Source organism: Rodentibacter genomosp. 1 (assembly GCF_001999285.1).
GTDB lineage: Bacteria > Pseudomonadota > Gammaproteobacteria > Enterobacterales > Pasteurellaceae > Rodentibacter.
On record NZ_MLHN01000014.1, the window covers coordinates 50,343 to 76,097 of the forward strand.

At 41.7% G+C, this 25,755-nt stretch carries 20 protein-coding genes; 8 read left to right on the forward strand and 12 right to left on the reverse strand.

Features of this window, described 5'->3' with window-relative positions; genetic code table 11:
* Positions 1–74: 74 nt before the first annotated feature.
* Both BKK54_RS08555 and BKK54_RS08560 read left to right on the forward strand, forming a co-directional pair.
* Positions 75–2,684 (forward strand): penicillin-binding protein 1A, encoded by a 2,610-nt coding sequence (locus BKK54_RS08555; protein ID WP_077542664.1) that lies wholly within the window; start codon positions 75–77, stop codon positions 2,682–2,684.
* A gap of 211 nt (positions 2,685–2,895) precedes the next feature.
* Positions 2,896–3,741 carry a 23S rRNA (adenine(2030)-N(6))-methyltransferase RlmJ gene (locus BKK54_RS08560; RefSeq protein ID WP_077542665.1) on the forward strand — a complete coding sequence of 282 codons (846 nt, stop codon included), beginning with the start codon at positions 2,896–2,898 and terminating at the stop codon, positions 3,739–3,741.
* 74 nt (positions 3,742–3,815) lie between these two features.
* Here the strand turns inward: BKK54_RS08560 and hslO are convergent, their stop codons facing one another.
* The 6 genes from hslO to BKK54_RS08590 form a co-directional block, all read right to left on the reverse strand.
* Complete coding sequence (hslO, locus tag BKK54_RS08565; protein ID WP_077542666.1) at positions 3,816–4,682, reverse strand: Hsp33 family molecular chaperone HslO; 867 nt, start codon at positions 4,680–4,682, stop codon at positions 3,816–3,818.
* 407 nt (positions 4,683–5,089) lie between these two features.
* Positions 5,090–6,196, reverse strand: coding sequence for a porin (locus BKK54_RS08570; RefSeq protein WP_077542667.1), 1,107 nt, complete (start codon positions 6,194–6,196; stop codon positions 5,090–5,092).
* A gap of 121 nt (positions 6,197–6,317) precedes the next feature.
* On the reverse strand, positions 6,318–7,268 hold the full coding sequence (gene rfaC, locus BKK54_RS08575; RefSeq protein ID WP_077542668.1) for a lipopolysaccharide heptosyltransferase RfaC: 951 nt from the start codon (positions 7,266–7,268) through the stop codon (positions 6,318–6,320).
* Positions 7,265–8,311, reverse strand: a complete 1,047-nt coding sequence (gene waaF / locus BKK54_RS08580) for a lipopolysaccharide heptosyltransferase II (RefSeq protein ID WP_077542669.1) — start codon at positions 8,309–8,311, stop codon at positions 7,265–7,267. Before waaF ends, rfaC begins: the two co-directional genes overlap by 4 nt.
* 94 nt (positions 8,312–8,405) lie before the next feature.
* The gene (gene rfaD / locus BKK54_RS08585) at positions 8,406–9,335 is read right to left on the reverse strand and encodes an ADP-glyceromanno-heptose 6-epimerase (protein ID WP_077542670.1); all 930 of its coding nucleotides are present in this window, start codon (positions 9,333–9,335) and stop codon (positions 8,406–8,408) included.
* Between the two features lie 76 nt (positions 9,336–9,411).
* Positions 9,412–9,915, reverse strand: coding sequence for a protein disulfide oxidoreductase (locus BKK54_RS08590; protein WP_077542671.1), 504 nt, complete (start codon positions 9,913–9,915; stop codon positions 9,412–9,414).
* A gap of 112 nt (positions 9,916–10,027) precedes the next feature.
* On the opposite strand from BKK54_RS08590, the gene deoC reads away from it, so the two are divergent.
* Positions 10,028–10,699, forward strand: coding sequence for a deoxyribose-phosphate aldolase (deoC, locus tag BKK54_RS08595; protein WP_077542672.1), 672 nt, complete (start codon positions 10,028–10,030; stop codon positions 10,697–10,699).
* Between the two features lie 132 nt (positions 10,700–10,831).
* Here deoC and greB read toward each other — a convergent pair whose 3' ends face one another.
* The gene (greB, locus tag BKK54_RS08600; protein WP_077542673.1) at positions 10,832–11,311 is read right to left on the reverse strand and encodes a transcription elongation factor GreB; all 480 of its coding nucleotides are present in this window, start codon (positions 11,309–11,311) and stop codon (positions 10,832–10,834) included.
* A 111-nt stretch (positions 11,312–11,422) separates the two neighbouring features.
* On the opposite strand from greB, the gene BKK54_RS08605 reads away from it, so the two are divergent.
* Positions 11,423–13,735, forward strand: a complete 2,313-nt coding sequence (locus BKK54_RS08605; protein WP_077542674.1) for a Tex family protein — start codon at positions 11,423–11,425, stop codon at positions 13,733–13,735.
* 92 nt (positions 13,736–13,827) lie between these two features.
* Here BKK54_RS08605 and BKK54_RS08610 read toward each other — a convergent pair whose 3' ends face one another.
* Both BKK54_RS08610 and yihA read right to left on the reverse strand, forming a co-directional pair.
* The gene (locus BKK54_RS08610) at positions 13,828–15,357 is read right to left on the reverse strand and encodes a YifB family Mg chelatase-like AAA ATPase (RefSeq protein WP_077542675.1); all 1,530 of its coding nucleotides are present in this window, start codon (positions 15,355–15,357) and stop codon (positions 13,828–13,830) included.
* Positions 15,358–15,471: 114 nt separating this feature from the next.
* Positions 15,472–16,089, reverse strand: a complete 618-nt coding sequence (yihA, locus tag BKK54_RS08615) for a ribosome biogenesis GTP-binding protein YihA/YsxC (RefSeq protein ID WP_077542676.1) — start codon at positions 16,087–16,089, stop codon at positions 15,472–15,474.
* 104 nt (positions 16,090–16,193) lie between these two features.
* Here yihA and BKK54_RS08620 point away from each other — a divergent pair, with 104 nt between their 5' ends.
* Complete coding sequence (locus BKK54_RS08620; RefSeq protein ID WP_077542677.1) at positions 16,194–17,060, forward strand: VirK/YbjX family protein; 867 nt, start codon at positions 16,194–16,196, stop codon at positions 17,058–17,060.
* Positions 17,061–17,126: 66 nt separating this feature from the next.
* On the opposite strand, the gene glpK is transcribed toward BKK54_RS08620, so the two are convergent.
* Complete coding sequence (gene glpK, locus BKK54_RS08625; RefSeq protein WP_077542678.1) at positions 17,127–18,638, reverse strand: glycerol kinase GlpK; 1,512 nt, start codon at positions 18,636–18,638, stop codon at positions 17,127–17,129.
* A 340-nt stretch (positions 18,639–18,978) separates the two neighbouring features.
* Here glpK and BKK54_RS08630 point away from each other — a divergent pair, with 340 nt between their 5' ends.
* On the forward strand, positions 18,979–19,722 hold the full coding sequence (locus BKK54_RS08630; protein WP_077542679.1) for an MIP/aquaporin family protein: 744 nt from the start codon (positions 18,979–18,981) through the stop codon (positions 19,720–19,722).
* 97 nt (positions 19,723–19,819) lie between these two features.
* On the opposite strand, the gene glpQ is transcribed toward BKK54_RS08630, so the two are convergent.
* Complete coding sequence (gene glpQ, locus BKK54_RS08635; RefSeq protein ID WP_077542680.1) at positions 19,820–20,911, reverse strand: glycerophosphodiester phosphodiesterase; 1,092 nt, start codon at positions 20,909–20,911, stop codon at positions 19,820–19,822.
* A 146-nt stretch (positions 20,912–21,057) separates the two neighbouring features.
* Positions 21,058–22,500: a glycerol-3-phosphate transporter gene (glpT, locus tag BKK54_RS08640; RefSeq protein ID WP_077542681.1), complete on the reverse strand. Its 1,443-nt coding sequence runs from the start codon at positions 22,498–22,500 to the stop codon at positions 21,058–21,060.
* A gap of 282 nt (positions 22,501–22,782) precedes the next feature.
* On the opposite strand from glpT, the gene glpA reads away from it, so the two are divergent.
* Positions 22,783–24,474, forward strand: coding sequence for an anaerobic glycerol-3-phosphate dehydrogenase subunit A (glpA, locus tag BKK54_RS08645; RefSeq protein WP_077542682.1), 1,692 nt, complete (start codon positions 22,783–22,785; stop codon positions 24,472–24,474).
* Positions 24,464–25,747 carry a glycerol-3-phosphate dehydrogenase subunit GlpB gene (glpB, locus tag BKK54_RS08650; protein WP_077542683.1) on the forward strand — a complete coding sequence of 428 codons (1,284 nt, stop codon included), beginning with the start codon at positions 24,464–24,466 and terminating at the stop codon, positions 25,745–25,747. The genes glpA and glpB overlap by 11 nt, the downstream gene beginning before the upstream one ends.
* Positions 25,748–25,755 lie beyond the last annotated feature (8 nt).

Here is a 25,755-nt window from a genome sequence, read left to right on the forward strand (position 1 = left end):
TGAATCTTTTATACTTATTAGCCAAATCATAATGTGATTTTATTTATTATCATCAATCAAGAGAGAATTTTACGATGAGGATCGCAAAATTAATATTTAGTAGCCTCTTAACCCTATGTATTTTAGGGCTAGTCGCGGGCGGTGTATTTTATCTCCACTTAAAGTCTGAATTACCTTCAGTAGAAACGTTGAAAAATGTCGAATTGCAACAACCGATGCAGATTTACACGGCGGATGGAAAATTAATCGGAGAAGTGGGGGAACAGCGTCGTATTCCGGTGAAATTAGAAAACGTACCGCCACGTTTAATTGAAGCTTTCTTAGCCACTGAAGATAGTCGTTTTTATGATCACCATGGGATTGATCCGATAGGTATTGCCCGAGCATTGTTTGTCGCACTCAGCAATGGTGGGGCTTCTCAAGGTGCCAGTACGATTACTCAACAATTAGCACGTAACTTTTTCCTAACACCGGAAAAGACACTTATACGTAAAGCTCGGGAAGTGGTGCTTGCCATTGAAATTGAAAACGCCTTAAACAAGCAGGAAATTCTTGAACTTTATTTGAACAAAATTTTCTTAGGCTACCGTTCTTATGGTATTGCAGCAGCGGCACAAACCTATTTTGGTAAATCCTTGGATGAGCTGACTTTGTCGGAAATGGCAATGATTGCAGGTTTACCTAAAGCCCCTTCAACAATGAATCCTTTGTATTCTCCAAAACGTGCTGAAGAGCGTCGTAATATTGTTTTGGCACGAATGCTTGATGAAAAATACATCACGAAAGAGGAATATAACACGGCGCTCAAAGAGCCGCTCACCGCAACCTATCATGGTGCAAAATTTGATTTCAGGGCAGATTATGTCACGGAAATGGTACGTCAAGAAATGGTAAAACGTTTTGGTGAAGAGAATGCTTATACCCGCGGTTATAAAGTTTTCACAACCGTCCTTTCCAAAGATCAAGCCGAAGCACAAAAAGCCGTACGTGATAATTTGATCAACTATGATATGCGTCATGGTTGGCGTGGCGGTGCACCGTTGTGGAAAAAAGGCGAGACGGCATGGGAGCATGAACGTATCGTTGCTTTCTTGAAACAACTTCCAAATTCAGATCCTTTTATTCCTGCGGCCGTCACCGCATTAAATAAAAATGGGGCAGAATTATTGCTAGCGAATAATCAAACGATGCACCTTTCAAGCAATGCGATGCGTTGGGCAGGAAAATCACCGGTCAAAGCGGGTGAACAAATTTGGATTCGCCAACGTGATAATGGTGAATGGATTTTAGGACAAATTCCGGCAGCCAACTCTGCTCTCGTTTCTTTAAATTCCGACAATGGCGCCATTGAAGCATTAGTGGGTGGTTTTAGCTTTGAGCAAAGCAAATTTAACCGTGCAACACAATCATTGGTTCAAGTCGGTTCTTCCTTCAAACCCTTTATTTATGCGGCCGCATTGGAAAAAGGCTTAACCCTTTCCAGTGTGTTACAAGATAGCCCAATCTCGATCTCCAAACCGGGGCAAAAGGTATGGAATCCAAAAAACTCACCGGATCGCTATGATGGGCCAATGCGTTTACGGGTAGGATTAGGACAATCAAAAAATATGATTGCGATTCGTGCCTTACAAACCGCTGGTATTGGTTTTACCGCTGATTTCTTACAACGTTTTGGCTTTAAGCGTGAACAATATTTTGCTAGTGAAGCCCTTGCTTTGGGCGCAGCCTCCTTCACTCCGCTTGAAATGGCACGGGCTTACGCTGTATTTGATAATGGTGGCTTTTTAATTGACCCTTATATTATTGAAAAAATTCAAGACAATAATGGTAAGGATTTATTCATTGCAAATCCTAAAATTGCTTGTATCACCTGCCACGATATTCCGGTCATTTACGGTGAAACAAAAGACAAAATTGATGGCTTCCAGAATATTGCCAAACCTGATGATTTAAAAGTGGCAAAAGGTAATACTAACACGGATACGGAAGAAGATGTTCAACCTGAAAATGTGCCTGACTTACCGGAACTGCAAGCACAGAGTGGCGTGTTAAATGAGGGGGCGGTTAATCTGATGGCTGATGCAAAAGACGAAAGTGCCAGAGTGCAATATGCACCACGTGTTATCAGTGGAGAGCTAGCATTTTTAATTCGCAGTGCATTAAATACGGCCATTTACGGAGAGCAAGGATTAAGTTGGAAAGGAACCAGCTGGCGGATGTCAAAAGAAATGAAATACCGCAGTGATATTGGCGGTAAAACCGGAACAACAAATAGTTCAAAAGTGGCTTGGTATGCCGGTTTTGGGGCAAATCTCGTTACCACTACCTATGTCGGCTTTGATGATAATAAGCGTGTATTAGGCCGAGGTGAATCCGGAGGTAAAACAGCAATGCCTGCATGGATCGCTTATATGAAAGTTGCGCTTGCCGATACCCCTGAAAGAAACCTTAATTTACCGCCAAATATTATGGAAAAAACGATCGACAGTAACTCCGGATTACTCTCGGAATACGGTGGGCGGAAAGAATACTTTATCGTAGGTACAGAACCAAAACGAACCTATGTGGCCGAAATGAAGGAACGTGGTTATTACGTACCACCTGAATTACAACAACGCTTAAACGGTGGAACAGGAAAAATACAAGATGCCACCCCGGTTGCACAACCGGAAGAATTATTCTAATCAGAGTATTACGTTGCTATGGGATTTGGTTTTAAAACGGATACTCTCGGTGTCCCTACGAATAAAACAAAAATCCGGTTTGAACAGCAATGTGACGCTATATCATCACTAAAGTGCGGTTAATTTTATTCACTCCTTTGGCGCTATTGGAAAAGCCAACATTCAAAAAACTTGTTTTTTGTAACCGCACTTTTTAACGAAAAGGACAACTATGCTGAGTTATCGTCATTCCTTCCATGCAGGCAATCATGCCGATGTGTTAAAACATATTGTGCTTATGCTCATTTTGGAAAATCTGAAACTCAAAGAAAAAGGGTTTTATTATTTGGATACACACTCTGGTGTGGGACGTTATCGTTTATCCTCAGACGAATCGGAAAAAACCGGTGAATATAAAGAAGGAATTGGTCGCTTGTGGGGACAAAGCGATTTACCGGAGGAAGTGAGCCGCTATGTGGATCTAATCAAAAATCTTAATTATGGTGGAAAAGTACTTCGTTATTATGCCGGCTCTCCGATGATTGCCGCACAATTACTACGCCCGCAAGATCGTGCATTATTCACAGAATTACACCCAAGCGATTACCCGCTCTTACGCAATAATTTTAAAGAATTTAAAAATATTACTGTAAAGTGTGACGATGGTTTTCAACAAGTTAAATCAACCTTACCTCCAAAGGAACGCCGTGGATTAGTATTGGTTGATCCGCCCTATGAGCTTAAAGAAGATTATGATTTAGTCGTCAAAGCCATAGAGGAAGGTTATAAACGTTTTGCTACCGGTACTTATGCTATCTGGTATCCCGTGGTGCTACGCCAACAAACTAAACGTATTTTTAAAGGATTGGAAGCAAGCGGTATTCGTAAAATTCTGAAAATTGAACTGGCAGTTCGCCCTGATAGCGATCAGCGGGGGATGACAGCAAGCGGTATGATTGTGATTAACCCGCCTTGGACGCTAGAAAATCAAATGAAAATGCTCCTGCCTTATCTCTCTAAAATTTTAGTACCTGAAGGTACAGGAAGTTGGAAAGTGGAATGGATCACGCCTGAATAAAACTCGGCAGGATTTGACCGCACTTTTGATTCAAAAAATCCCGATTTCTCGGGATTTTTTGTTGGTTACTCTGCTTATGTGGCTGATTTTAACGCGGTGATAGCGTCTTTATTAAAGAAATAATGAGTACCACAACATTCGCATTGCATATCAATACTGCCTTTGTGTTCTTCTAAAATTTCATCAATCTCCGCATCAGGAATCAATAATAATGCGGCACCGGAACGCTCTGCCGAACAACCGCAAAAAAATTGAATGGCTTGTGGCGCATAGACTTCTACCGTTTCTTCGTGATAAAGTCGATACAGCATTTCTTCCGCCGGTAAACCGAATAATTCCTCATCTTTTGCCGTTGCCGCTAATGTGGCAAGATGTTCAAAATCCTCAGGCGAACCTTCACCATCAGGCATAATTTGTAATAACATTCCGGCTGCCACAGGTTTACCTGCATACTCCCCAGTGCGAATAATTAACTGGGTTTGAAGCTGCTCGGAGCGGGCAAAATAATCCTCTAAACATTCGGTAATGGTTGGCTTATCTAATCCAATGACGCCCTGATAACGCTCACCCTCTTTCGGTGCAATGGTGATCACCAATACACCTTTGCCAATCATTTCATGCAGGGTCATTTCGGTTGATATTTCCCCTTCCACTCGAGCCAAAGCACGAATTTGTTGCTGATCATTGCCATTCACTAATGCAAGGCGAAGTGGACCGTCACCTTGAATTTGTACGGTAATATTGCCTTCAAATTTTAATGTCGCCGTAAGCAATGTGGTTGCCACCATCATTTCACCCAATAAATTCTGTACAGATTGTGGATAATGATGAGTGTTTAAAGTATCGACAAAACTTTGATTTAAACGCACCCATTCCCCACGAACAGCACGATTTTGGAAAAGATAGCGATAAAGTTTGTCATTGTCTTGTGTGTCATTCATATTTTGTTCCTTATTAAAGTGAACTAGAAAGTGCGGTCACTAAAAACAAAGTTTTTTAAACGTTAGCTCTGCCAACGGATCCAAAGGAATGAATAAATCACTTAGTGATTTATGAATAATTTTCGGTATTATGTAGCAGTTGCACAAATTTGTTTTTGAGTTAGCTTGTAGGGACACACTGCGTGTGTCCGTTATAAAGTTAAATCATTTCAATATGTTAAAATGCGGACACACGCAGTGTGTCCCTACATATCGTTGAAATTTCTATTTCTGGGCATTTGTTACATAATACCGAGAATTTTTACCGTACTTTTAGCTTGTGCTGTATTATGGGGGCATTTTAGGCAATTGCAATCCTAAAGAAAAAGCGAGCCACTTCTGACTCGCTTTGATAGCGGTAAATTTGATTACCAGTATGCCCGTAAACCGACGACAGTTTTTAAATCACGGCTACGATCAATACTGCTATTTTCATACTTCGTGCGTGTTGCCTGCCACTCTAAGAATGGTTTTAGTTTCAGCGAACCTTGTTTATAAACATAATATTCGGTTCCCACCATAAATTGGCGTTTTGTCGCTTTGTTCTCTAAACCGGAGGTCGGTTCAAATTTGTCCGTTTTATAGGCATACATCGCATAGACATTCCAATCATCATTCAAACCCTGGCGAATAACAGCACGTACTTCATTTTTGGTTTGTTTGTTCCCAATCGATGCTTTGTTTTTTATTACTTGTTGCTCAACATCTAAACCATAGGTAGTGTGGGAAAAATTGTAAGCTAAGCCTAGTGCATAAGCATTCTGTGAAAATGAAGAGGAAATAGATTGGTTTGCAGAAATCTCACGGGTAAACCCTGTTGCAAGGGTAAAATTTTGAATATCATCAATTTTGTGATTAAAAATAAATGCCGTTCCCCAAACATTTTTACGTCGATTATCCAAATCTAAATTGGTATCACCCCGTTTACTTGCCCCACCGTAATACACACCAAATTTGACTTTATTATCGCCATAGTGACCTCTATAAGTGTATTGAAGTACACGGCGGGCAGCTGAATCTAATAAACCATCGGATAAGCTATAGGTGTTTGGTAAGTCGGTTTGCTTCACTTCATCCGTAATTGTCGTCATATTACCATAAACCAATTCTCCAAATTGTTTATGCCCAAAACCGGCATAAAGCTGGCGGGTATAAATATGATCAAAATCATGCTGTGACGGAGCCTCACCACGGAAACGCCATTCAACACGACCTAATGCATAAAAATCACCGCCTAGATTTTGTTTTACCTTAAAGCCAAAACGTGAACCGTTGTTATCGACGGCGTGATTAATATGTTCTTTGGTTTCCACGCCATTCACATAATTTGTTTTATTGGAAGTGCTCTCCCACTTCACACGAAGAGAACCACTGAAATCAATATCGGTGCCGGTTTCTTTGATGTTGAATTGGTAGGCTTGTGCTGAACCGGCTACGAATGCAGCAACAGTTAAAGCAAGAAGTGTTTTTTTCATAATGCTTTCCTTATAAAAATGAAGAAAAAAATTGAACTTTTTGGAGTTTATTCTTTCCCTAAGAAGGGATCAAGCAATTTTTCATCTATGATATAGCGAAAAAACATGAGTCCATTTAATTTCATCTGATCAATGTATTCAGATATTCAAAAACCTGAGTCGCAGAAATTCTATCCATCGAACCTGCCGATAAATAATGCTGATTGTTTCCATAACAACCGATTAATTTAGGATCTGTTGCACCATAAAGAGTGATATTGGGTTTATCCAACGCCGCCGTTAAATGTGCTAATCCTGTATCCACAGAGACCACGGCAGTTGCATTCGCAATTTGCTTTGCCAACTCGGTGAGCGTTAGCTTTGGCAGTACTTGAACATTCGGATAATTTTTTGCTAAGCGTTCCGCCCGTTCTTTTTCTTTTTCATTCCCCCAAGGTAAACGGATTTGTATGGAAAGTGCGGTCATTTTTTCAATTAAATTTTCCCATTCCGATTCAAGCCAATGTTTATCATCTCGGGTAGTGGAATGAAAAAAAATCACATAAGGCTCAATGGAGGTAACGGTAAAATGTTGTGCAATACCATAATCACCTTGTGAATACGGCAATTCATAATTAAGGCTTAGTGCGAATAACTGCCGAATACGTTCAACAGCGTGTTGCTGATAGGAAATGGCGTATTTTTTATCATAAAAAAGAGAGGCTATCGGTTCTCGGATACTATGACGATCATAGCCATGCGTTGTGCCCTTTGCGAGACGGGTAGCAAAAAACGCACTTTTAAATAATCCCTGCGCATCAATCACGGCATCATAATGCTCTTTTTGGAGTAAAGTGCGGTAAGTTTTCCACTCATTTTTTGTTTGTGAGGAAAAAGGGGACTTCCGCCAACGACGGAGGGCAATAGGGATCACGCAATTCACCGCCGAATGCCATTGGGGAATTTCAGCAAAATTTTCTTCTACTACCCAATCCACGGCTAAATTTGGGATCATTTGTTGGGCATCGGTTAATGCGGGCAATGTGTGGATAACATCGCCCATAGAGGAGGTTTTAATTAAGCAAATTTTCATGATTTTGCTAATAATGTGTTTAATTTTTCCATCACCATTTGAGGGGGAATATCAATCAAACTTTGATGATACCCCTCGGCACTATCTTTGCTTTTACGTACTTTAATTAAATCCCCCTCAATTAATCGAATAATCACCGCTTTATCGGAAAGAGGTGGCGTGTAAGTCGGGCTGGTCGGGCCGTAAAGGGCAACTAACGGGCGATTGGTTGCGGCAGCAATGTGCATTAAACCGCTATCGTTGCTCACCACTGCCGTACAATTTGCGATAAGATCGACCGCTTGATTTAGATTCGTTTGCCCCGCTAAATTCACACAAAAGCGTTGCTGCTCTTGAGGCAAGGTATGACGGATTTGCTCACCCGCCTCAATATCTTTTGGCGAACCGAAGATTTCGACTGCGTAGCCTTGCTCAATGAGCATTCCCGCCAGTTCAGCATAATGATAATGAGGCCAACGTTTTGCCGGCCCAAATTCCGCTCCCGGACAAAAACCGATAATCGGGCGTTCGTCTAAAAGTGCGGTCTGTTTTTCAAATTTTTTTAAGATTTCTGTCTGTTGCTTTTCATTTACGCTTAAATAAGGGGTTAATACAGGAATATTTGCCGCCTCGGGAACATTATTTTTTTCAAATGCGAGCGCAACATAGCGCTGTACCATCATCGGATAATCCCGCTTGTTGTTGCGTAAATCATTCAATAAAAAATAGCGACTTTCTCCCTTCCAACCACGTCGTACAGCAATTTTCGCAAAGAGCGGAATCAGTGCGGATTTCAATGAATTCGGCAACACAATCGCCATTTCATATCTCCCACGCAATGCTTTTCCCAGACGATAACGCTCACCAAGAGCAAAAGTGCCATGCCCTAAAGGCATTTCAATGGCATTGCGTACTTCAGGCATACGGGCAAGTAAAGGTTTACACCAATTCGGCGCCATGACATCAATGTTGCAATGAGGATACTGAATTTTGAGTTGTTGATATAAACTGTGCGACATCATCATGTCGCCAACCCAGGAAGGACCAATAACGAGAATATTCATTTTTCACCTTGTAAAAAGTGCGGTAAAAAACAAATGAATTTTTGACCGCACTTTGCTTTTTAAATGTCGCAGATAAACTCAATCCAATGAGCGATTAATTTTTATTGAGCCATGCCATATAGGCCGTTGTCCCTTCGGCGACAGATTTAAATTCACCTTTATAACCTGCCGCACGTAATGCAGTTAAATCCGCTTGAGTAAAGGTTTGGTAGCGGGATTTGAGATGGTCGGGGAATGGGATTGTTTCAATTTTTCCTTTACCGTGGAATTTAATCACCGCTTCCGCAACAGCTTGGAAGGATTCCGCATTGCCGGTGCCGAGATTGTAAATGCCGGAAATACGATTTTGCCACGCCCAAATATTGACTTTCGCGACATCTTCCACATAAACAAAATCACGGAGAAACGTTTCCGAACCGGCAAATAATTTTGGATTTTCCCCTTTCAACATTTGATTATTTAAATGGAATGCCACACTTGCCATCGAGCCTTTGTGTTGTTCTCTCGGGCCATAAACATTGAAATATTTGAACCCGCAAACCGGCGATTCTACCGTTGGTAAAATTTTTCTCACATATTCATCAAATAAGAATTTTGAGTAGCCATAGGCGTTGAGCGGACTTTCAAATTCCCGTTTTTCAATAAAATTATCGGTACGTCCCCCATAAGTTGCCGCACTTGAAGCATAGAAAAAGGGAATTTGGCGATCTAAGCAATAATGCAACAATTCTTTGGAATATTCATAATTGTTCTGCATTAAATATTTGCCGTCCCATTCTGTGGTGGCAGAACACGCCCCTTCGTGGAATACGGCATCAATATCGCCAAAATCATCACCGGCAATAATGGAAGCGATAAAATCTTCTTTGTCACAATAATCGGCAATATCTAAATCCACCAAATTAATAAATTTAGTTCCATCTTTTAAGTTATCGACGACTAAAATATCTTTACGTCCTATTTCATTTAATGCTTTGACAATGTTGCTGCCAATCATACCAGCGCCACCGGTTACAATAATCATAATGCTGTCCTTTATCATCGTATAAAATTGTTGCCATTGTAATTGATTTTCAAGTGAAGGTAAAAGCAACCATCTTTTAACCTAAAAACTCGGTGAAAAACAACCGCACTTTTAACCCACAGTAACTTGTCCATCCTGTGGTGGCAAGATCCATTTTCCCTTTATTCAAAATAATGATCGTTGGCGTGACATTGGCTTGCCATTTTTGTGCGATTTCCCCTTGAGGATCATTGACTGTGGTGAAAATATAATTGTGTTCGCTTAAATACGCTTTCACCTCACTTGCATTCCCTGAACGTAGGGCAATAGAAATCACCGGATAACCTTCTTTTGCCAAATCATTAATTGCCGGGGAGGTATATTGACAATAACCGCACCAAGTTCCCCAAAAATAAATCAATGTAGGCTTATCTTGAGCAATTTGTGGGAGAAAGAAGGCATTACCCTGCAAATCATATAAGGCTGTGGTATTAATTTCCGGTGGAATCTCAGGCTTACGGATAAAATCCAAAATACTACTGACGATAATGAACGTAAGCACAAGGGAAATGCTATTTTTGAGTAATTTTGCTAATTTCATAAAATGTTCAATAAAAAAGAATGGCGATAATTTATCATAAAAGTGCGGTCAAATTTCACAATATTTTGCTATCATAGCCAGGCAAATTTTTACTGTATAAAGGAGAACCAAAATGGACAACAAAACCCTTGCAAAATATATTGATCATACCGCGCTTACCGCTGATAAAAATGAGCAGGATATTTTAATGCTCTGTGATGAAGCGGTGAAATACGGTTTTTACTCTGTTTGTATCAATTCGGGTTATATCCCCTTAGCAAAAGAGAAATTAGCAGGATCTGATGTGAAGATTTGTACCGTTGTCGGTTTTCCGCTTGGCGCTAATTTAACATCAGTGAAAGCCTTTGAAACGCAAGAAGCCATCAAAGCCGGTGCAAATGAAATTGATATGGTCATCAATGTGGGTTGGATTAAATCAAATAAATGGCAAGCGGTAAAAGACGATATTCAAGCTGTATTAAATGCCTGTAATGGAATACCGCTGAAAGTGATTTTAGAAACCTGTTTATTATCTAAAGAAGAAATCATTAAAGCCTGTGAAATTTGTCTGGAATTAGGTGTGGCGTTCGTCAAAACTTCTACTGGATTCAGCAAAGGCGGAGCTACCGTTGAAGATGTCGCATTAATGAAAAAAATCGTGGGTAATATTGGTGTAAAAGCCTCGGGCGGGGTACGTGATACGAAAACGGCATTAGCCATGATTGAAGCCGGTGCAACACGTATTGGCGCCAGTGCAAGTGTTTCAATTATTGGCTGCACTAATGAAGCACAAAGTGATTATTAAACAAAAATCCGCACATATTATGTGCGGATTTTTGTTTCTATATTTTTGAAAATCTTCTATATAAGAAATGAAACCTTTTTAGAATTTGAGGCATGTTATTTTCAATATTGATAATCTTCAATCTATAAAGTTTTAGGTAGTTTCATACCAAATTCGGTTAACGTAGTATGTTATACGCCCTGAAGGTGTTTTCACATTCACCTCATCATCAATGCTTTTACCAATTAAAGCACGTGCTACAGGGGAGTCAATAGAAATCCAGTTTTTTGCCGGATCAAACTCATCGCAGCCGACCAGACGATATTGCTTTATCTCTCCTGCGTCATCTTCTAATTCCACCCATGCGCCAAAAAAGACTTTACCTTCTTGTTTAGGGTTGTAATCCACAATTTGTAAAACTTCTAGGCGTTTGGTGAGAAAACGCACACGGCGATCAATTTCCCGCAATCGGCGTTTACCATAAATATACTCGGCATTTTCACTGCGATCCCCTAACGCTGCCGCATCAGACACCGCTTGAGTGACTTTGGGGCGTTCCTCTTTCCACAAAAATTTGAGTTCTTTGTCCAAAGCGTTCCAGCCTTGGCGTGTGATGTAGTTTGATTTTGCCATTTATTTTATAAAGGTCGGAAAATTTATTGAATTATATTTGAGCCAAGGTATCAAAACCAGTATTCTATGCCCGATTTTCATTAACTTTATTTTCAACAAAGACGTATTCCGATGTTAAATCAACAAATCAGTCAAATTATCGCAACAGAGCTTAATGTTGCACCTAATCAAATTCTCTCTGCCATTCAACTTGTCGATGACGGCAATACTATTCCATTTATTGCACGTTATCGTAAAGAGGCTACCGGTGGTTTAGATGATACTCAACTACGCCATTTTGAAACCCGTTTAGGCTATTTACGTGAGCTTGAAGAACGCCGTCAAAGTATTTTGAAATCTATTGATGAACAAGGCAAACTCACCGATGAATTACGTGCCCAAATTGAAGCGACACAAAGCAAAACTGAACTTGAAGACCTCTATTTACCTTATAAACCTAAACGTCGTACAAAGGGGCAAATTGCTATTGAGGCAGGGCTTGAGCCTCTTGCCGAGTTACTTTGGAACGAGCCAAAAAATGAGCCGGAAACGACCGCTCTTTCTTTCGTTGATACTGAAAAAGGTGTCGCTGACACGAAAGCTGCGTTAGATGGGGCACGCTATATTTTAATGGAACGTTTTGCCGAAGATGCACAATTATTGGCAAAAGTACGTCAATATTTGCAGCAAAATGCACAAATTGAATCGAAAGTAGCAGAAGGAAAAGAACAAGAAGGGACAAAATTCCAAGATTATTTTGACCATCAGGAATTATTGAAAAATGTGCCTTCTCACCGTGCTTTGGCGATGTTCAGAGGGCGTAATGAAGGCATTTTACAGATTACCTTAAATGCAGATCCTGATGCAGAAGAAGGAACACGCCACAGTTATTGTGAAGACATTATTCGAGAACACTTGGGCGTGCGTTTCAGCGCTCTGCCGGCGGATAAATGGCGTGAACAAGTCATTGCTTGGACGTGGAAAATTAAAGTCTCTCTGCATTTAGAGACGGAATTAATGAGCGCCTTGCGTGAAAAAGCGGAGGAAGAAGCCATTGATGTTTTCGCCCGAAATCTGACCGCTCTTTTAATGGCGGCACCAGCCGGGTCAAAAAATACTATGGGGCTTGACCCGGGGTTACGCACCGGGGTGAAAGTTGCCGTGGTGGATAACACAGGGAAATTATTGGATACAGCGACCATTTATCCTCACACCGGTCGTGAGAGTGAAGCGCGAATGACCTTATTCAGCTTGATTTGTCAGCATAATGTGGAACTTATTGCCATTGGTAATGGCACAGCCTCTCGTGAAACGGAACGTTTTGCGAAAGAGGTGATTAAAGAAATTAAAGACAATAAACCGCAAACTGTAGTGGTGAGCGAAGCGGGCGCTTCAGTTTATTCCGCTTCCGAATTTGCCGCCAATGAATTTCCAAATTTAGATGTTTCCTTGCGTGGGGCGGTATCCATTGCCCGCCGATTACAGGATCCTTTGGCAGAGCTGGTGAAAATCGAACCCAAGGCGATTGGCGTGGGGCAATATCAACATGATGTCAATCAATCTCAATTAGCCCGTAAATTAGATGCGGTCGTTGAGGATTGTGTGAATGCAGTAGGCGTTGATTTAAATACGGCTTCCGCACCATTACTTGCCCGAGTAGCAGGCATGACAAAAACCTTGGCGCAAAATATTGTGGCTTATCGTGATGAAAACGGTCGCTTTGACAGCCGTGAGCAACTAAAGAAAGTGCCTCGTTTAGGACCAAAAGCCTTTGAACAATGTGCCGGTTTTATGCGTATTGCAGACGGAAAAAATCCACTGGATGCATCAGGGGTTCATCCGGAGGCTTATTCATTGGTAGAAAAAATCTTACAAGCGACTCAACAATCCATTCAAGAATTAATGGGAAGCCATACGGTGCGTCAGCTTAACGCCGCACAATTTACCGATGAACGTTTTGGGTTACCAACGGTACAAGATATTTTCAAAGAATTGGAAAAACCGGGACGTGATCCTCGTGGTGAATTTAAAACCGCCACCTTTATTGAAGGTGTGGAAGACATCACCGATTTAAAAGCCGGAATGATTTTAGAAGGCACAATCACGAATGTCACCAATTTTGGCGCATTTGTAGATATTGGGGTACACCAAGACGGGCTGGTACATATTTCATCACTCAGTGATAAATTTGTAGAAGATCCACATCAAGTGGTGAAAACCGGTGATATTGTGAAAGTCAAAGTGTTAGAGGTGGATATTCCTCGTAAACGCATTGCACTGACCATGCGATTAGATGAAAGTGCGGTAAAAAATACCGATAAATCTGACCGCACTTCATCGGCTAAACCAAAGGCGAATATATCACGTCAAGATCGAAGCTCACGCCCAAATAATAGTGCAATAGGCAATGCCTTTGCGGATGCCTTGAAGAACTGGAAAAAATAGTATGTTTATCTTCCGAGGGATTTATTCTTCGGAAGATTGACTTTAAGGGAGATGGACGTTTTATTTGTTGCTACATTGGAAAGAGTTGTTTATCACATATTTGCTAATTTTTGTAATAACCTATCCATTGCCCGATATCCTAACGCTTCGGCTAAATGAAGCTGGGAAATGTGTTTTTCTTCATTCAGATCGGCAATGGTACGGGAGACTTTGAGAATACGGTGATAGGCACGCACTGAAAGTCCGAGTTTATTCAATGCATTTTCAAGAAATAATGCGTCTTTTTCGCTCAATCTACAATCACGTTCAATTTCTTTACCGGTTAAATAGGCGTTGATTTTGCCGGCTCGAGCTAATTGAATTTCTCGTACTTTTAATACTTTTTCCCGCACTTGTGCACTGGTTTCACCTCGATCGCCTGAATGTTGTAAACTCCCTTGTGGTAATAGCGGCACTTCAATGGATAAGTCAAACCGATCTAAAAATGGGCCGGATAATCGGTTTAAGTAGCGTATAATTTGCTGCGGTGATGTGCGATTATGTGTGCCGGTGTAATGTCCCGTGGGGCTAGGGTTCATTGCGGCAACCAATTGGAAACGTGCAGGAAATTGAATTTTTGCATTGGCTCGTGAGATGACAATTTCGCCACTTTCCAAGGGTTGGCGTAAAGCATCAAGGACTTTTCGCTCAAATTCCGGTAGTTCATCTAAAAAAAGCACACCATTATGCGCCAAGGAAATTTCTCCTGGTTTAGGGATCGTACCACCGCCCACGAGTGCGGGTAGTGAGGCACTATGATGTGGAGAACGGAAGGGACGTTGTTTCCAATTGTGGAGATTGAGTTCATTTTGCACAAGGCTTGTCACAGAGGCGGTTTCAATGGCTTCTTGATCACTCATTTCTGGTAATAGTGCTGTTAGACGGCTTGCTAGCATAGTTTTCCCCGTTCCCGGAGGGCCAAGCAAAAGTAAATTGTGTTGTCCTGCAGCGGCAATAGTGAGTGCCCGTTTAGCATGTTGTTGCCCAATAATATCTGTTAAGTCTAAGTGATTTTTATACTGAAAACTTACCGCTCTTTCTCTCGTTAATTCCGTGGCAGTCGGCAATTTTTCCTGATTATTAAGAAACTGCACAACATCAAGTAGGGTTTGAGCGAAGTAGGTGTTTTGTTCTGAGACTAATGAGGCTTCATTAGCATTTTGCTTGGCAATAATAAGTTCTCGTTTGGATTTTTGTGCAGAAAGAATGGCCGGAATGACTCCATGAACACCTCTTAAATGCCCAGTGAGCGCAAGTTCACCTAAAAATTCAAATTGTTTTAAACGACCGACATCTAATTGATCGGATGCCGCGAGAATTCCGATAGCAATAGGTAAATCAAACCGTCCCCCTTCTTTGGGTAAATCTGCCGGTGCAAGGTTTACGGTAATACGCTTTGCCGGATATTTAAATTGTGCGTTCATTAATGCACTACGTACGCGATCTTGCGCTTCTTTGACTGTTTTTTCAGGTAATCCTACGAGCGTAAATCCTGGTTTCCCGTTGCTCAAATGGACTTCAATGGTAACAAGTGGGGCCTGCACGCCCATAGAGGCTCGGCTATAAACGATGGCTAGGGACATAGGAATCCTAAAAGTGCGGTTAAAATTTAAAAAGTTTTCGTACTATAAAAAAAGCCAGTGGTGAAATCACTCATCACTGGCTTTTTTTGCGATCTTACTCGCAAAATTTAGATTTTATTCAGCGAAAACCGGCGAGAACCAACTATCTAATTTTGTTGCAAGTTTATCAATACCAATTTTATTTTGTGCTGAAAAGGCTTCCACTTGTATATCGCCTTGGAAAGGAAGAATAGCTTCCCGCACCATTTTCACTTGTTTACTCCGAGCGCTTTGGCTTAATTTATCTGCTTTGGTGAGCAGGAGTAAAATCGGTAAATCTGCGGAAACCGCCCATTCAATCATTTGTTGATCGAGATCTTTTAGGGGGTGACGAATATCCATCAATACGACTAAACCAGCTAAACATTCCCGTTTTTGCAAATATTCTCCTAAGGATTTTTGCCACTGAATTTTCATTTGCTCCGGTACGGCAGCATAACCGTAGCCCGGTAAATCCACAAGTTTACAATTCGGTTCGACTTCAAATAAGTTGATAAGCTGAGTTCGCCCCGGGGTTTTAGAGGTGCGAGCCAGGTTTTTTTGATTTGTTAACGCATTGAGTGCGGTAGATTTTCCCGCATTTGATCGACCGGCAAAGGCGATTTCAATACCGCTATCTTCCGGAATTGAGCGGATATTCGGGGAGCTAGTGAGAAAATGGGTTTTGTGATAATTCAGTTTAATTTCAGACATAATTTTTCCTTTGATATTGTGGCGTAAAGCATACCATAGATCGTAATTTTGCTGAAATTGTGTAAAATAGTTTTGCTTAAGAATCTATTCACATAACAATAAAAATGACGACAAAACAGCAATATACTTGGGTAAAAGCGAATGTTATTCATCCCGACCGCCCCGGTCGTTCTGATTATTTAAAACGTTTTCGCTATAATTTACGCAGCCTTTTGCATTGGTATTGGATCAAACGATTTGAGGGCTTTATTAAGCGGCATCCTGCCCTTATTCCGATATTGAATGAGCGTGTAAATTATGCCTATCCATTGGTGTCTCGTTTTTTAGATAAACGCTTTAGCGCATCTAAACGCTTTCAATGTATGTGTGATAACCTTCTGTTTTTATCTGAAAAACTAACCGCACTTTCTAAAGCATTATGGGAACAACCATTAAGTTTTGGTGAGGTTATCCCCGACTTTGAAATTACATTAAGTATGACGACACATCAACCGATGGAGGGGTATTGGGTGCTCGAACTGTGGCACAAACCTCAAAATGAATTGGTGTATTTGCTCACCTTCGCCAAACTTGAAAATGCCTTGCTTATTGCTGTTGTACAAGGGTCGAATTTTGAAGGCTCAAAAGAAATGGTGAAACACCTGACTAAATCTTGCCATGGTTTACGTCCGGCTTACTTGATGGTAGAAACGATGAAAGCCCTCACTAAGATTTTAGGTTTTAAAACATTACTTGGCATTCCTCAAAAATATCAAAATAAATCTCGCTTTATTCAATCGAAAAGCTATACCGTGAATTATGATGCCATTTTTTCAGAATCAGGCGGACAACGAAAAGATTATTGGGTTTTACCTTTGGAAGAGAATAGAAATCTTGATGATGTGCCAAGTAAAAAACGTTCTATGTATCGGAAACGCTATGCTATGTTGGATAATTTGGCAAAATCTATGACGAAAAAATTAGGACTTTAAGAATAAAAAAGTGCGGTGAAATTTGACCGCACTTTTGCTTTTACACTCTTTAAGGATTATTTCCCCTTATTCCGAATCTTCCTTCGCCCATTCTAATGAGCGTTTTACTGCTTTTTTCCAGCCTTTGTAGCGGCGTTCGCGTTTTTCATTGTCGTTATCCGGTGTGAAAGTACGCTCTACCCGTGCTTTATCACGAAGTTCGTCTAAGTCTTTCCAAAAACCGGTAGCAAGACCCGCCAAATAGGCAGCCCCTAGTGCGGTCACTTCTTTCACCACAGGGCGTTCTACATTCACATCCAAAATATCTGCTTGGAATTGCATTAAGAAATTATTGTTCGTTGCACCGCCATCGACACGGAGATATTGTAGGCGTTCGCCTGAATCGGATTGCATGGCTTCCAATACGTCACGAGTTTGATAGGCGATAGATTCAAGGGTTGCACGTACAATATGATTACGGTTTGCACCACGGGATAGTCCAAAAATTGCTCCACGAGCATAAGGATCCCAATAAGGTGCGCCTAGACCGGTGAAGGCAGGGACAACGTAAACACCGTTGCTGTCCGATACTTTTTGGGCAAAGTATTCGGAATCAAAACTATCGTGAACAATTTTAAGTTCATCCCGTAGCCATTGAATAGAAGCACCGGCAATAAATACAGAACCTTCCAAGGCATATTCCGGTTCGCCTTTCGCATTACAGGCGATGGTGGTAAGCAAGCCGTTTTTTGAGGTGATCGCTTTATCACCGGTGTGGAGCAACATAAAACAGCCTGTGCCGTAAGTATTTTTAGCCTGTCCGGCATGTACGCATAAATGACCATAAAGTGCGGCTTGTTGGTCACCGGCAATACCTGCTACCGGAATACGTACACCGCCTTTACCGCCAATGTTGGTTTGACCGTAAATTTCAGAAGAATTACGCACTTCCGGCAACATGGAACGTGGAATATTCAAGATTTCAAGCATCTTGTCATCCCACTGTTTAGTGTGAATATTAAATAACATAGTGCGTGAGGCATTGGTGTAATCGGTGACGTGAACACGACCTTGAGTCAGTTTCCACACAAGCCAAGTATCCACTGTACCAAATAATAATTCGCCACGCTCTGCTTTTTCTCGTGCCCCTTCCACGTTGTCCAAAATCCATTTCACTTTTGTTCCGGAAAAATAAGGATCTACCACTAATCCTGTGGTGTGGCGAATATAATCTTCATAACCGTCAGCTTTGAGTTTATCGGTAATATCAGCGGTACGGCGACATTGCCAAACAATAGCGTTATAAACGGGTACGCCAGTCGCTTTTTCCCACACAATCGTGGTTTCACGTTGGTTAGTGATACCAATCGCAGCGATTTCATCAGAAGTGATGCCTGCTTTGGCAACGACTTCATTGAGAGTGGAGCTTTGCGTCGCCCAAATTTCCATTGGGTTATGTTCGACCCAACCTGCACGCGGGTAAATTTGAGTAAATTCGCGTTGGGCAATTTCAACAATGTTGGCGTTATGATCCAATAATACGGCTCGAGAGCTAGTTGTACCCTGATCTAGAGCGATAATATATTTTTTGTCGGACATGGTGAACTCCTTGGAATACGTTCTTTAATGATAAACGAGTAGTTTGAGCTAAAACGAACAAATTGCGCTCGTAACCTAATTGAATTTTTATTAAATTTAAATACCCATTTTGTTATTTTATGACGGTGATCACAAAAATTTTTTCTTTTACGATAAATTATGTGATCAAGTTCTCATTTCTAAAATTTAGTTCAAATACCTACTTGATATGTAGGGCTTTTATCAGATAATGAGCGCGCTCACATTGAGTTTCTTACATTTGATCGAATAACGAACACAATTGCCTATCTGCGTTTCTTTTTAGGAATGCCTTCTTCAATCATTGTATGGAGATTCTCTTATGAACATTTATTTTGCTGAATTTTTCGGCACCGCACTTATGATTCTCTTAGGGAACGGCGTGGTTGCCAATGTTTGTCTTGATAAAACGAAAGGACAAAGTTCAGGTTGGATTGTGATTACGACTGCATGGGCGTTTGCGGTATATGTGGCAGTTGTCGTTGTTGGACCTTATAGTGGGGCGCATTTGAATCCTGCCGTTACTTTAGGACTTGCCGCAAAAGGTGCATTCGATTGGAGCTTAGTACCGGGTTACGTGATTGCTCAAGTTTTTGGTGGTATGGTGGGGGCATTGTTGGTTTATGTGATGTATCGTAGTCATTTTCTCGCCACAGAAAATGAAGGTTTAAAACGTGCTTGTTTCTGTACGGAACCTGCAATTCGTCATTATCCAAGCAACCTTGTGAGTGAAATTATCGGCACATTTGTCTTGATCTTTGTGATTTTCTACATCGTTGGGGCTGATATTACCTTGCCGGGGACAACAGAAGCGACGCCTATTGGCTTAGGCTCTATCGGCGCATTACCTGTGGCGATTCTCGTTTGGGCGATTGGTTTGAGTTTAGGGGGAACAACCGGCTATGCCATCAACCCGGCACGGGATTTCGGACCGCGTTTAACCTTAGGGCTTTTCCTCAGTCGCCAATTAAACACCAAACCGGATTGGGCATATTGTTGGGTACCGATTGTAGGGCCGATCATCGGGTCATTATTGGCAGCGGCTGTTTATGCAGTGGTGATGTAGCTAAGTCGAAAAACAGGTTGTAAAACAACCGCACTGTTCAAGCATAAAAAAGAACCCAATCTATAAAAGATTGGGTTCGTTCTTTTGTGCAGAAAAATTATTGTTTACCTTTCAAAAATTCAACGCCGGTATCAGGGAAATCTGTAAACACGCCTGTTGCACCGGCCTTATTCAGCAAGGCGTCATACATTTGATTCACATCGGTAAAAAATTCCGGTAGGGCATCTTTACGCACGGTATAAGGATGTAACTCCACATTATATTGTGCTAACTCTTTCACTAATGGCGTGTATTGAATATTACCGACTTTTGATTTTTCTTTATCAACTAACATATACCAACCCGGCCCTACGCCATCTGCATATTTCACTACTTCCGCCATTGCGCCCGGTTTGAACATCCAATCATAATCATAGTTCACCCATTTGCCTTGTGCATTTTTTTCTTCTGTTTCATGCCAATCGGTGTATGCCACTAATTGAACTAATTTCAAATCCATTCCCATTTTCGGCAGTAATTCGGTTTTGATGCGTTTTAACTCGTTGAAATCAAAGGTTTGTAAATAAACTCTACCGGTTTTTTTGTCATAACCATATTTTTTCAATACCTTGAGTGTTTCGGTAGCAATATCTTTACCGTTTTGGTGATGGAACCAAGGCGCTTTAATTTCAGGGTAAATACCCACTTTTTTACCGGTGGATTTTTCTAAACCTTGAATAAATTCAATTTCATCTTCAAAAGTATGGATTTTGAAATGGGATTTCCAAAGTGGGAAACGGTTCGGATAAACGGCAACTTGCTTACCATCTTTGGTTTCAAAGTTTTCCGTCATATTCAAACTTTGAATTTCTTTTAAGGTGAAGTCAATCACATAATAACGACCGTCTTTACGATGACGGTTCGGGAATTTTTTTGCCACATCGGTTAAACCGTCTAAAAAGTGGTCATGAATGACAATAAGACGACCATCTTTTGTCATGGCTAAATCTTGTTCTAAATAATCCGCTTGTTGACCGAAAGCGAGGGCTTTGGATTCCAGCGTATGCTCCGGTAAGTAGCCGCTTGCACCACGGTGAGCGATAATGATTTTTTCTGATTTCATATTATTTACCATCATTGAAGTTTGGCTGCTACAAGCGGCTAATACGCTAGTGGCCAGTAAAGAAAAGACTAATGTTTTAAGTTTCATAACTATTTCTCCTTGAAGAAGTGCGGTTAATTTTAAGACTGTTTTCGTGAATGAATAACATTGAATTAATATAATCTACTGATGTTAAAGATTTATTAAATAAAAAAGGCGACTTTAGCATTTGCTTGTCGCCTTTTTTACACGAATTATTTCGTGCCGTAGGTATCACCTAATTTTGCTTTGTGTTTGCCTTCTTCAATCATTACATTGAGAAGTAATAACACCGCTAAGATACCGCCGGCAATCATCACGTAGAAACCGCCATCCCAGCCGTAGTATTCAGCTGCCCAACCAACTACCGCAGAGGCTGATACTGTACCGCCTAAATAACCGAATAATCCGGTGAAACCGGCTGCCGTACCTGCGGCTTTTTTCGGTGCGAGCTCAAGGGCGTGTAAACCGATTAACATCACAGGACCATAAATTAAGAAGCCGATGGTTGTCATTAAAATGAAGTCGGTTAGTTGATATGGGTTTTGATACCATGCACTGTAGCTGGCAATCTCTGCTTCAGGCGTAGCCGGGTTTTTCCATAAAGCGACAACGGCAATAGTGGTTAATATCATAAAGATGAAACCGGTTAATCCGCGTTTGCCTTTGAAGACCTTATCCGATACCCAACCGCATAATAATGTACCCGGAATTGCCGCCAATTCATAAATGGTGTATGCCCATGCTGTGCCTTTAATGTTGAAGTGTTTGACTTCACCTAAGTAAACAGGCGACCATTTCAACACACCGTAGCGGATTAAGTAAACGAACACGTTAGCAATAGCGATGTACCATAATAGTTTGTTTTTCAACACATAAGTCATAAAGATTTCTTTGGTAGAAAGCTCATGCTCGTAAGTTTTTTCGTTATAGTCGTCTGGATAGTCATTACGCCATTTTTCAACTGGCGGTAAGCCGCAAGATTGTGGGGTATCTTTCATCACAAGATAAATTGGAATGGCGATGATCATTGCGGCAATACCCGGATAGTAAAGCGCTTGTTGCCATACATCTTTTGCCGTTGCTTCAACACCATGTGTGCTGAAATAAATTGCACCGGCTAGAAGTACCATCGCACCCGGCACCATGCCGCCGAGATTGTGTGCGGTATTCCAAATAGAAACGATAGTTCCACGTTCAGATTTAGACCACCAGTGAACCATAGTACGTCCGCATGGCGGCCAGCCCATTCCTTGGAACCAACCGTTTAAAAAGATCATAATCCACATGATCACGATGCCGGAGGTTGCCCACGGGAATAAACCCATCATGGTCATACATAAACCGGATAGCAATAAACCGAAGGGTAAAAAGACTTTCGGGTTAGAACGATCCGAAAGCATTGCCATAAAGAATTTTGACAAACCGTAGGCTAAACCGGCAGCCGTGCCGACAAGTCCCAACTCAGCTTTGTTATACATACCGGCTTCAATTAAACCTTTTTGAGCCAAGTCAAAGTTTGCACGCACAAAATAGTAAGCAGCATAACCAAAGAAGATCCCAGCAAATACCTGCCAGCGTAAGCGTTTGTAAGTAGAATCAATTTTTTCCGCCGGAAGTTCCGCAATATGCGGTGCGGGTTTAAATGGTCCAAACATAATTTTCTCCAACATTTATAATTATGGTTTTCCCTTCCAAATAAAGAGGAAAGGGCTGGGTGCATAATAATGAAAAATAAAAAATAAGAAAGTTTGATAACTAAAAAATGTGAACCAGTTCACAAAAAATTTATTTAACATGAGCGAATGAGAAAATAATTGTGATCTATCTCACATATTTATTTTCTTTTTCGCTCAAAATGTTGTTTATTTAGGCATTATTCTCTACAATCCATTTAGTTTTGTATTTTCTATAGTTTTTTGTGGGCTTTGGGGGTAAACATGGGATTATCGCCTAATTTATATCGAGATGTTGGAGAGTTTTCTTCCTTATCAACAGATGTGATTATCATTGGTGGCGGAGCCACAGGCGCAGGCATTGCACGTGACTGTGCATTACGTGGTATTAATTGCATTTTATTAGAACGCCGTGATATTGCCACGGGGGCAACAGGACGTAATCACGGGCTTTTGCATAGTGGCGCACGTTATGCGGTGAACGATCAGGAATCGGCGGAAGAATGTATTAAAGAAAACCGTATTTTGCGCAAAATTGCTCGTCATTGCGTAGATGAAACGGAAGGGTTATTTATCACTCTGCCTGAAGATTCCCTCGACTATCAAAAAACCTTCATTGAAAGCTGTACAAAATCCGGTATTGAGGCGGTTGCCATCGATCCCGAGCTCGCCAAAATTATGGAACCTTCCGTTAATCCAAATTTAGTGGGCGCAGTGGTGGTGCCGGACGGCTCCATTGACCCTTTTCGTTTAACTGCCTCTAATATGATGGATGCCGTGGAAAACGGTGCCAAAGTATTTACCTATTGTGAAGTGAAAAATCTCATTCGGGAAGGTGGGAAAGTCATTGGTGTGGATGTTTATGATCATAAAAATAAAATTAAACGCCAATTTTTTGCGCCTGTGGTAGTAAATGCCAGTGGAATCTGGGGACAGGGCATTGCGGAATATGCCGATCTCAAAATAAAAATGTTCCCAGCAAAAGGGGCATTATTAGTGATGGGGCATCGCATTAATAAAATGGTGATTAACCGCTGCCGTAAACCTGCTGATGCGGATATTCTTGTACCGGGTGATACCATTTGTGTGATTGGCACAACATCCAGCCGTATTCCTTATGATCAAATCGACAATATGGAAGTTACCCCCGAAGAAGTGGATATTCTTTTCCGTGAAGGCGAAAAACTGGCACCAAGTTTGCGTCATACCCGTGTGCTTCGTGCTTATGCGGGGGTGCGTCCATTGGTGGCGACCGATGACGATCCGTCCGGTCGAAATGTCAGCCGTGGTATTGTCTTGTTGGATCACGCAGAGCGTGACGGTTTAGAAGGATTTATCACGATCACCGGCGGTAAATTGATGACTTATCGTTTAATGGCGGAATGGGCAACGGATTTGGTGTGCAAAAAACTGAACAAAAATACACCTTGTGTCACCGCAGAACGCCCTTTACCGGGCTCGACAGAAAGCCGCCAAGAAACCAATCAGAAAGTGATTTCATTGCCAAGCACTATTCGTTATTCCGCTGTATATCGTCATGGTGCAAGGGCAAGCCGATTGCTGCAAACAGACCGTTTGGATCGTTCCATGGTGTGCGAATGTGAAGCGGTGACAGCAGGTGAAGTGCGTTATGCCATTGATGAACTTGACGTGAATAATCTGGTGGATTTACGCCGCCGTACCCGTGTAGGCATGGGAACCTGCCAAGCGGAACTTTGTGCTTGCCGTGCAGCCGGTTTGATGAATCGTTTTGAGGTTGCCACCCCTCGTCAATCCACCACACAACTGAATGCTTTTATGGAAGAACGTTGGCGTGGTATTCAACCTATCGCTTGGGGCGAGGCGATTCGTGAAGCGGAATTTACTGCTTGGATGTATGGCAGCGTATTGGGGCTGAATGATGTGAAACCGCTTGAGGAAAAAGCACAACAGGGGACGGATAGCAATGAATTTTGATGTAGCAATTATTGGCGGAGGGTTGGCAGGATTAACTTGCGGCATCGCCCTTCAACAGCGTGGTAAACATTGTGTGATTATCAATAACGGACAAGCCGCCATGGATTTTGCTTCCGGTTCTTTTGATTTATTAAGCCGTCTGCCGGACGGAAGTGCGGTGGAAAATTTAAAAGAAAATTTGACCGCACTTCGCACCGCATTACCGACTCATCCTTACAGTTTGTTGGGCGAAGAACAAGTGATGAGTAAGGCTCAGGCGTTTGAAAACCTAGCCCAATCCCTCAACCTTCATTTAGTGGGGGAGAGTGAAAAAAATCACTGGCGTATTACCGGACTGGGGAGTTTGCGTGGCACATGGCTCTCCCCGAATAGTGTTCCGACCGTGGAAGGAAACGAGCCTTTCCCCCACAAACGCATTGCGGTGTTGGGGATTGAAGGTTATCACGATTTCCAACCGCAACTATTAGCGGCAAATTTAGTGCTTAATGCACAATTCGCCCATTGTGAGATAACTAGCGGTTTCTTGAATATTCCTCAGTTGGACGAACTTCGCCAAAATGCCCGAGAGTTCCGCAGTGTGAATATCGCACAGCTTTTAGAACATAAATTGGCTTTTGATGATTTGATGAAAGAAATTGTGGACTCGGCGAAAGGTGCGGAAGCCGTATTTTTACCGGCGTGTTTTGGGCTAGAAAATCAAGAATTTATGGCCGCACTTCGCAAAGCCACAAAACTCGCTTTATTTGAATTACCGACTTTGCCACCATCATTACTGGGAATGCGCCAACGTATTCAATTACGCCGCCAATTTGAATCTCTAGGGGGCTTAATGATGAATGGTGACAGTGCCGTGAAAGCCCATTTTGATGGTGATCGTGTGCGTTGCATTATGACACGCTTGCACAATAAGGAAGAAATCATTGCCGATAATTTTGTGCTTGCTTCAGGTAGTTTTTTCAGTAAAGGGTTGATGTCCGAATTTGATCGAATTTTCGAGCCGGTATTTGATGCTGACATCACGGGCGTACAAGGTTTTAATGCAAAAGATCGTTTCACTTGGACGGATAATCGTTTCTCTAATCCGCAACCTTATCAATCTGCCGGCGTGGTGATTAACGAGCATTGCCAAGTACAAAAGAGCGGTGAATTTTTAACGAATTTATACGCGGTGGGGAATGTCATCGGCGGTTTTAATGCGTTAGAACTGGGTTGCGGTTCCGGGGTAGCCGTGGTCACGGCACTGACTGTAGCAGATGAAATTTTGGCGAAATAGGGGGCGAT